General features: G+C 38.4%; 4 protein-coding genes. 2 read left to right on the forward strand and 2 right to left on the reverse strand.

Features of this window, described 5'->3' with window-relative positions; all coding sequences use genetic code 11:
• On the forward strand, positions 1-854 hold an 854-nt coding region (locus PL9214_RS19760; RefSeq protein WP_072720493.1), incomplete at its 5' end, for a nodulation protein NodZ.
• Between the two features lie 168 nt (positions 855-1,022).
• Entirely contained in the window at positions 1,023-1,307 is a 285-nt protein-coding gene (locus PL9214_RS19765) for a tetratricopeptide repeat protein (RefSeq protein ID WP_072720494.1), read from the forward strand.
• 118 nt (positions 1,308-1,425) lie between these two features.
• Here PL9214_RS19765 and PL9214_RS19770 read toward each other — a convergent pair whose 3' ends face one another.
• A complete protein-coding gene (locus PL9214_RS19770; RefSeq protein ID WP_245824305.1) occupies positions 1,426-1,824 on the reverse strand; it encodes an acylneuraminate cytidylyltransferase family protein in 399 nt (132 codons plus the stop codon).
• A 20-nt stretch (positions 1,825-1,844) separates the two neighbouring features.
• Complete coding sequence (locus tag PL9214_RS19775; protein ID WP_245824306.1) at positions 1,845-2,378, reverse strand: cyclase family protein; 534 nt, start codon at positions 2,376-2,378, stop codon at positions 1,845-1,847.
• Positions 2,379-2,672: the final 294 nt, after the last annotated feature.

Consider the following 2,672-nt stretch of genomic DNA (forward strand, 5'->3'; position numbering starts at 1 on the left):
TTGCCACTTCAGAGAATCTCCTGAACAGTTTTGTTAATCTGAATCAGCATCTTGATCAAAAAATTGTTTTTCACGCATCAGAAGCGGGTCTTTGTAATCGATTACGAGCTTTATGTTCGTGTTTTTGTATGAGTAAAATTTTAGAAATCCCCCTGGAAATTTGTTGGGAACCTCAAGCAGCTTGTGATTGCAATTTTGATGATTTATACGAAAGAGTGACAGAAAATAATGTAAAATTTATCTCTGTGGCAGAACTCAATTCTATTGATAACCCTTCTCAAGTCATTTATATTAACAAGATGAAACATAAAAATTACTTCTATGAAACTTATTTAAAAGACAAAGTAGAGCAAAAAGATTTTGATCAAGAGTATGTCAGATTTATGAGACAATTAAAGGTTAAACCTCACTTGCTTTTAAAAATCAATGAATTCACGCAAAATTTTATGCCTCATGACGATATCTTAGGGGTACATATTAGAAGAACAGATCATGTAAATTACATTAGAAGCAATTATCCAGAATCGGTATTTTCTTCTGATGCGAAATTTATCAGTGCTATTGGGAAAGAGATATTTAAAGGATACTCAAAAATATTTTTAGCAACTGATAATCAATTAACTAAAGATATGATCTTTCAAAATTTTCCTGATTTAGTCATCAGTTATTGCCAAGATTTTAATGATAATTACCAACAAAAAATTGATAAAAATAATCAAAGGCATACAACTGTTGAAGATGCTTTGATAGATCTTTACTTACTTTCTAAGTGTAAAAAAATTATCGGTTCTTATGGTTCTAGCTTTAGCGAATATGCGGCTCTACTAGGAAAAATCCCTTTGATATATCCTTAGTAGTGGGCGTTTGAGTAGCAACTGTACGAAAAGTGCCGTTAAGGATTGTGCTTTCACTGTACCAGTTAAACCTTCGTGAAAGGACAAGGCTGAAACGTTTACTCTATCGTGTCAATTAGATGTACCAAATCAACTAAAGTCTATTTGGTACAAAACGGATTGAGAGATTTGTTAAGAAAAGTTAACTTCCAAAACCTATGCTGTAATTGGGTTTTAGGCAAGCGCGTAAGTTTCTGTACGATTGCTACCAAAACCCCGTTACGTCAAGGACAGCCCGAAAAGGCGATCGCTTGTTATCAACAAGTGCTTCAAAAGTCGCCTGAGTTATGGGAAGTTCATCATAAGTTAGGCGATGTCCTCTGGCAACAAGGAGAAGTGGAAGCCGCCGTTGAAGCTTATCAACAAGCCACAGGGTTATTGTTTTATTCCCTGTCTATAGATTACTATATATAATTGACTATGATTATTGAGCAGCGACCTAAAAATTTTGTTAAAAGTCCCAAAGTTGTACCTCCTATGGCTAAAAGTCGTCGTCGATCTGTTTCTCCGGCTGAACCTGCTTATCGTCTAGCTAAAGTATTAGTTGAANATAATTCTTTAAAAACGTTTCAACGGCATCTGTAATGGTTTCTGCTTTTAACAAAGGGTTTGTGCTGTGGGTTTGCAGATAAAAATCCGCCTCGACTTGTTGAACACTATTGAGCAGAACATCATTCATCGGTGTTGTTCCGGCTCTCAGATGTTCGGGACGTTCTAAGAGTTTAACTTGTGGAAAATGTAGGGTTGCATCCTCCTGAATCTTAGGGCTATCGGTATCAATTACCACTTCAGAAATGAGAGGACAAGCTAACAGATTCCTAACCACACAATGATATAACGGTTGACCCGCAAAATCCCGATAGTTTTTACCTGGAACTCGTTCACTGCTATGTCGCATTGGCACAAAAGCGACGATTTTAGGGGAACTCATATTAATATTAATTCCAGAAATTAATGATATTTTTCAAGTAAAACGGCTCTGGCAGGTGCGCCATCAGACCCAACAAGCTTCAACGGTAAACACACTAAATCATACAACCCAGGAGTAACATCCGTTAAGTTTAATCCTTCCACAATCACAACCCCAGCACCCAAGAGAATTTCATGGGTTAATGGGCTATCATAATAGCGTTGTACAGAAAGGTAATCAACCCCGATTAACTGAATCCCTTGATTGACAACCCATTGGGCCGCATCGGCTGTTAAGGCAACAAAATCCGTTTGAAATTCCGAGACTTCATTAGCCCACAGTTGGGAGTTGCGGGTTCGTAGCAGTAGGCGCTGAGTATTGGGAGGAAGTGCCAAAGCCTCCAAATCTTCCGGCGTAACCGCACTTATTTCGGGTAAATGGGCAACAACAGCACTCCCAATTAACACCTCTAAGGATAACTGTTCAACGGTTTTACCTCCAGAAACAAAATGGCAAGGAGCATCAACATGGGTGCCAATATGAACATCGGTTTCGAGTTGAGAAACGTTAGCCACTTCTCCAGCATCTATCCCTCTTCTGTCACTCTCCGGTTTTTCCTATGATTAGTAATTTCCAAAGCCACGTTATAGTCAACAGTCTGGGATGTGGCGATCGCATTTTGACTAATTTCGCACTCTCAGGAATTGCTACTGAGAAAAAATAACGCGATCACTTGCTCTGTCTAGGCTCTAGGATTCAAAAAATGCAAGGTTTTTCGGAAACTGACAGAAGAGGGATAATAGTCACTCAACAGATTACCTGTGAACAGGCGCAGAAAATCAATGAAATAAAAGTGTTCTTGGGGGAAA

The sequence above is a fragment of the Planktothrix tepida PCC 9214 genome, from assembly GCF_900009145.1.
In the GTDB taxonomy this organism is placed as follows: domain Bacteria; phylum Cyanobacteriota; class Cyanobacteriia; order Cyanobacteriales; family Microcoleaceae; genus Planktothrix; species Planktothrix tepida.